The sequence below is a fragment of the Turicibacter sp. GALT-G1 genome (assembly GCF_025594995.1).
Lineage (GTDB): Bacteria > Bacillota_I > Bacilli_A > MOL361 > Turicibacteraceae > Turicibacter > Turicibacter bilis.
The window spans coordinates 1-5,066 of record NZ_JAMQUS010000020.1 but is presented as its reverse complement, the minus strand read 5'-3'; the positions used below and the strand labels follow the sequence as shown (position 1 = coordinate 5,066).

The following is a 5,066-nucleotide window of genomic DNA, read 5'->3' as shown; positions in this document are numbered from 1 at the left end:
AAAAAAGCACTCTAAGAGTGCGACTATTCGAATTGGAGCGGGTGAAGAGAATCGAACTCTCACAGTCAGCTTGGAAGGCTGAAGTTCTACCATTAAACTACACCCGCATATAGGTTTGGCCCAGCGACGTCCTACTCTCGCACTTGCGTACTACCCTCGGCGCTAAGGAGCTTAACTTCTGTGTTCGGTATGGGAACAGGTGTGCCCTCCTTGCCATCATCACTAGACCATTGAAAGATGTTGTTAATCTTCCAAAACTAGATATCTTCTTCAGTTTCTTTGGTTAAGTCCTCGATCGATTAGTATCAGTCCGCTCCATGTGTCACCACACTTCCACTCCTGACCTATCAACCTCGTCGTCTTCAAGGGATCTTACTTCTTTCGAATGGGAAATCTCATCTTGAGGGGGGCTTCACGCTTAGATGCTTTCAGCGTTTATCCCGTCCACACGTAGCTACCCAGCTATGCTCCTGGCAGAACAACTGGTACACCAGCGGTGTGTCCATCCCGGTCCTCTCGTACTAAGGACAGCTCCTCTCAAATTTCCTACGCCCACGACGGATAGGGACCGAACTGTCTCACGACGTTCTGAACCCAGCTCGCGTACCGCTTTAATGGGCGAACAGCCCAACCCTTGGGACCGACTACAGCCCCAGGATGCGATGAGCCGACATCGAGGTGCCAAACCTCCCCGTCGATGTGAACTCTTGGGGGAGATCAGCCTGTTATCCCCGGGGTAGCTTTTATCCGTTGAGCGACGGCCCTTCCATTCGGTACCGCCGGATCACTAAGCCCGACTTTCGTCCCTGCTCGACTTGTAGGTCTCGCAGTCAAGCTCCCTTCTGCCTTTACACTCTTCGAATGATTTCCAACCATTCTGAGGGAACCTTTGGGCGCCTCCGTTACTCTTTGGGAGGCGACCGCCCCAGTCAAACTGCCCACCTGACACTGTTCCCTGACCCGATAAGGGCCACGGGTTAGAACCCCAGTGACACAAGGGTAGTATCCCAACAGCGACTCCACCAAGACTGGCGTCCTGGTTTCTTCGTCTCCTACCTATCCTGTACATGTGCCACCAGTGCTCAATATCAAGCTACAGTAAAGCTCCACGGGGTCTTTCCGTCCTGTCGCGGGTAACCTGCATCTTCACAGGTACTATGATTTCACCGAGTCTCTTGTTGAGACAGCGCCCAGATCGTTACGCCTTTCGTGCGGGTCGGAACTTACCCGACAAGGAATTTCGCTACCTTAGGACCGTTATAGTTACGGCCGCCGTTTACTGGGGCTTCAATTCAAAGCTTCGCTTGCGCTAACCTCTCCTCTTAACCTTCCAGCACCGGGCAGGCGTCAGCCCCTATACATCACCTTGCGGTTTAGCAGAGACCTGTGTTTTTGATAAACAGTCGCCTGGGCCTATTCACTGCGGCTTGCTTTCACAAGCACCCCTTCTCCCGAAGTTACGGGGTCATTTTGCCGAGTTCCTTAACAAGAGTTCTCTCGCTCATCTTAGGATTCTCTCCTCGCCTACCTGTGTCGGTTATCGGTACGGGCACTTATTAAATTAACCCTAGAAGCTTTTCTTGGAAGCGTGACGTCAGTTGACTTCGCCATTCGGCTTCGGCATCACAGCTCAATGTTATGCCATGCGGATTTGCCTACATGACCACCTCACTGCTTACACGTGAATCCAATCACACGCTCAACTTAGCCTTCTCCGTCACTCCATCAGTTTAATAAGTGGTACAGGAATATCAACCTGTTGTCCATCGGCTACGCCTTTCGGCCTCACCTTAGGTCCCGACTTACCCAGGGCGGACGAGCCTTCCCCTGGAAACCTTAGGCTTTCGATGGATAGGATTCTCACCTATCTTTCGCTACTCACACCGGCATTCTCACTTCTAACCGCTCCACAGCTCCTTCCGGTACTGCTTCACCGCTGTTAGAACGCTCTCCTACCACTGACTCTAAAGTCAATCCGCAGCTTCGGCGGTCCGTTTAGCCCCGGTACATTTTCGGCGCAGAGTCACTCGACTAGTGAGCTATTACGCACTCTTTAAAGGATGGCTGCTTCTAAGCCAACCTCCTAGTTGTCTGTGCATCTCCACATCCTTTTCCACTTAACGGACACTTGGGGGCCTTAGCTGGCGGTCTGGGCTCTTTCCCTTTTGACCATGGACCTTATCACCCACAGTCTGACTCCCGATTATATCTATCTGGCATTCGGAGTTTGATTGAGATCAGTACCCCGAGGTGGGGCCATCACCCATTCAGTGCTCTACCTCCAGTAGACTTAACATCGAGGCTAGCCCTAAAGCTATTTCGGAGAGAACCAGCTATATCCGTGTTCGATTGGAATTTCACCCCTAGCCACAAGTCATCCAAGCACTTTTCAACGTGCCCTGGTTCGGCCCTCCAGTCAGTGTTACCTGACCTTCAGCCTGCTCATGGCTAGCTCACACGGTTTCGGGTCTACAACATCGTACTCTTCGCCCTATTCAGACTCGCTTTCGCTACGGCTCCGCATCTTCTGCTTAACCTCGCACGATATCGTAACTCGCCGGTTCATTCTACAAAAGGCACGCCATCACCCATTAACGGGCTCTGACTATTTGTAGGCACACGGTTTCAGGTTCTCTTTCACTCCCCTTCCGGGGTTCTTTTCACCTTTCCCTCACGGTACTGGTTCACTATCGGTCACTAGGTAGTATTTAGCCTTACGAGATGGTCCTCGTTGATTCCGACGGGATTCCACGTGTCCCGCCGTACTCAGGATTCCTTCCATGCATCTCACAATTTCACCTACGGGACTCTCACCCCCTACGGTTGGCCTTCCCAGACCATTCGGCTATCATGATTTGTCAATTATGAAGGTCCTACAACCCCGGATAAATCCGGTTTGGGCTCTTCCCACTTCGCTCGCCGCTACTACGGGAATCGATTTTTCTTTCTTTTCCTCCAGGTACTTAGATGTTTCAGTTCCCTGGGTCTGTCTCCTATATGGCTATGTATTCACCATATGGTGCTAGCGTATAACCACTAGCGGGTTTCCCCATTCGGATACCCCCGGATCAATGCTCACTTACAGCTCCCCGAGGCGTTTCGCCGTTTGTCGCGTCCTTCTTCGACTCCTAGTGCCAAGGCATCCTCCGTGCGCCCTTATTCACTTAACCTAAATCAAATCTATTGTTTGTTTCTTCTGAATGAAGATATCTAGTTTTCAAAGATCAACTTTGGAAGAAATTCTTCCAAAACTAAACAGAACGTCTCTTTCTCCATAGAAAGGAGGTGATCCATCCCCACCTTCCGGTAGGGATACCTTGTTACGACTTCACCCCAATCATCTACCCCACCTTAGGCAGCTCCCTCCTTGCGGTTAGGCCACTGACTTCGGGTGTTGTAAACTCTCGTGGTGTGACGGGCGGTGTGTACAAGACCCGGGAACGTATTCACCGCGACATTCTGATTCGCGATTACTAGCGATTCCAACTTCATGTAGGCGAGTTGCAGCCTACAATCCGAACTGAGATTGGCTTTATGAGGTTTGCTCCACGTCACCGCTTCGCTTCTCTTTGTACCAACCATTGTAGCACGTGTGTAGCCCAGGTCATAAGGGGCATGATGATTTGACGTCATCCCCACCTTCCTCCAGTTTGTCACTGGCAGTCTCGTTAGAGTCCCCAACTGAATGCTGGCAACTAACGACAGGGGTTGCGCTCGTTGCGGGACTTAACCCAACATCTCACGACACGAGCTGACGACAACCATGCACCACCTGTATCCATTGTCCCCGAAGGGAAAATCCTATCTCTAGAACGGTCAATGGTATGTCAAGACCTGGTAAGGTTCTTCGCGTTGCTTCGAATTAAACCACATGCTCCACCGCTTGTGCGGGTCCCCGTCAATTCCTTTGAGTTTCAGTCTTGCGACCGTACTCCCCAGGCGGAGTGCTTAATGCGTTAACTTCAGCACTGAGGTTCGACCCCCAACACTTAGCACTCATCGTTTACGGCGTGGACTACCAGGGTATCTAATCCTGTTTGCTCCCCACGCTTTCGCGCCTCAGTGTCAGTTACAGACCAGGAAGCCGCCTTCGCCACTGGTGTTCCTCCATATCTCTACGCATTTCACCGCTACACATGGAATTCCACTTCCCTCTTCTGCACTCAAGTCGACCAGTTTCCAATGACCCTCCACGGTTAAGCCGTGGGCTTTCACATCAGACTTAATCAACCACCTGCGCGCTCTTTACGCCCAATAATTCCGGATAACGCTCGCCACCTACGTATTACCGCGGCTGCTGGCACGTAGTTAGCCGTGGCTTTCTCATAAGGTACCGTCACACTCTAGCCATTTCCTACTAAAGTCGTTCTTCCCTTATAACAGAATTTTACAACCCGAAGGCCTTCATCATTCACGCGGCGTTGCTCGGTCAGGCTTTCGCCCATTGCCGAAGATTCCCTACTGCTGCCTCCCGTAGGAGTCTGGGCCGTGTCTCAGTCCCAGTGTGGCCGTTCACCCTCTCAGGTCGGCTACGCATCGTCGCCTTGGTAGGCCTTTACCCTACCAACTAGCTAATGCGCCGCAGGCTCATCCATCAGCGGTGCCAGAAGCACCTTTAAACTTTCGTCCTATCCGGTATTAGCGATCGTTTCCAATCGTTGTCCCCGTCTGATGGGCAGATCACCTACGTGTTACTCACCCGTTCGCCGCTCACCACCGAAGTGGTTCGCTCGACTTGCATGTATTAGGCACGCCGCCAGCGTTCATCCTGAGCCAGGATCAAACTCTCCATAATTAAATGTTTGTTTTTATCCTAAGCTTCCTTAAGAAACTTAATTCTTAAATAAATGTTTGTTGACGTTCTGTTTAGTTTTCAAAGAACTTCGTGTCACCTTGTTTTGGCGACTTTATTAGTTTATCATGTCTGTCTCTTTCTGTCAAACACTTTTTAAACTTTTTTTCGAAACTTTTTATTTCGTTTCCTTGTATCGTTCATTTCTGACGACCTTGTTATCTTACCATGATTGTCGAATACTGTCAAACACTTTTTTATTTTTTTTTATCAT

General features: G+C 50.5%; 1 tRNA gene and 3 rRNA genes. All 4 read right to left on the bottom strand.

Annotated features, from left to right (window positions below):
- Positions 1 to 33 precede the first annotated feature (33 nt).
- Positions 34 to 107, bottom strand: a tRNA-Gly gene (locus tag NEH74_RS03820).
- A gap of 11 nt (positions 108 to 118) precedes the next feature.
- Positions 119 to 227, bottom strand: a 5S ribosomal RNA gene (gene rrf / locus NEH74_RS03815).
- 52 nt (positions 228 to 279) lie between these two features.
- A 23S ribosomal RNA gene (locus NEH74_RS03810) occupies positions 280 to 3,170 on the bottom strand.
- Positions 3,171 to 3,278: 108 nt separating this feature from the next.
- Positions 3,279 to 4,795, bottom strand: a 16S ribosomal RNA gene (locus NEH74_RS03805).
- Together the 16S, 23S and 5S rRNA genes with 1 tRNA gene alongside form the textbook arrangement of a ribosomal RNA operon.
- Between the last annotated feature and the right edge of the window lie 271 nt (positions 4,796 to 5,066).